Here is a 1,620-nt window from a genome sequence, read left to right as displayed (position 1 = left end):
GGGGTATTATTGCCTGCCACGGCCCTCATACGAACCAAGACTTGCGGGGGGCGATCGAGGTATCGTGCAATCCGTACTTCTGGAATGTTTACCGACGATTGCTAAATCAGGGTGTCTCTGAAAATACATTTGTTGACACTGAGATTGGTCTGGAAAAATGGCGTGAATACGTAATGAGCTTTGGGTTAGGTCAGCCCTTAGGTATTGATTTACCGCACGAACGGGCCGGCTACGTACCAGGCCCTTCACTATACGACAAAATATACGGGGACAACCGCTGGAAATTTTCCACTATTTACTCTAACGCTATCGGACGGGGAGAGCTACAGATTGTGCCATTGCAAATGGCTAACTTGGCAGCAATTATTGCTAATCGTGGTTACTATATTACCCCGCATATGATAAAATCTATTGGCGAAGATGGGCAACCTCTGGCCCAGTACCAGGAAAAGAACTACACCAAGGTAAGTTCTGAACACTTTGAAATAGCAGTAGAAGCGATGTCGGACGTAATTACTCGGGGAACGGGAATGCGAGCGAACCTTCCCGATATTGAAGTATGTGGCAAAACCGGAACCGTTGATAATGAAGATCGGGGAGAGGAAGATCATTCAGTATTTATTGCGTTTGCCCCGAAGGATGATCCGAAAATTGCTGTAGCCGTTTACGTAGAAAATGCAGGACAAGGAGCCCGAGCGGCTGGTGGTATTTCAGGACTAATGATTGAACGGTACTTGAAAGGCTGTACCGAACGACCGCATATGGAGGAGTATATTTTGAACGGAGATTTTATTTACTAGCTGTGAGAGATAGCGACCAATTAACTAACCGTCTGGACTGGGGTACAATCGTATTGTACTTACTATTAGTATCATTAGGGTGGCTCAATATATTTGCGGTGGTGTACGATGTGCAGGCTGATCAAAGCATTTTTGATATGTCTTTGCGATCAGGAAAACAGTTGATTTGGATTTGTGCGGCAGCTATTCTAGTCACTATCGTCATGCTGGTAGACTTCCGTTTCTATAGTTCGTTTGCCTATTTCTTTTACGGAGGCATTGTTCTTATTTTAATCTTTGTGCTGCTCTTTGGGCGAGAAGTAGCGGGTTCTAAATCTTGGTTTACTATTGGCTCATTTCGGATGCAGCCTTCGGAATTCGCTAAATTTGCTACTGCTCTGGCGGTAGCCAAATACCTTAGCACGAATAACCGGGTGTTCTATAATCTTAAATCTCAGCTAACATTATTTGCTATCATTGCACTTCCGGCTATTTTAATCATCCTTCAGGGTGATACCGGAACCGCAATGGTATACGCCGCCTTTGTACTGGTTTTTTATCGGGAGGGCTTCTCGCCCTTATTGCTGGGAATTGGTATAGCTGCTGTAATTTTATTTGTGCTTACGCTATTTGTCAATCAAGTATATTTAATTATTGCTGTAGTCGTTACCGCGTTTCTCCTTATCGGTATCAACTCGCGGAAGACCAAGCGTATTATTACGATCTCGGCGACCGCAGTAGCAGTAATTAGCTTGGTGGTTAGCGTAGATTTTCTAGTTACCGACGTGCTAAAACCTCACCAACAAAACCGTATTAAAGCGCTTATCAATCCCGATGGCGA

The 1,620-nt window shown here is 44.4% G+C and carries 2 protein-coding genes; both read left to right on the top strand.

Annotated elements, in window-relative coordinates; genetic code table 11:
• Positions 1-800: penicillin-binding transpeptidase domain-containing protein (locus WBA23_RS13805; protein ID WP_424582862.1), on the top strand; the 800-nt coding region annotated here is incomplete at its 5' end.
• A 2-nt stretch (positions 801-802) separates the two neighbouring features.
• Positions 803-1,620 (top strand): rod shape-determining protein RodA (rodA, locus tag WBA23_RS13800; protein ID WP_424582861.1); only part of this gene is annotated, 818 nt, incomplete at its 3' end.

The organism is Tunicatimonas sp. (genome assembly GCF_049647865.1).
GTDB lineage: Bacteria > Bacteroidota > Bacteroidia > Cytophagales > Cyclobacteriaceae > Tunicatimonas.
Note: the sequence above shows the minus strand (reverse complement) of the source record. Positions and strands in the feature narration are given on the sequence as shown.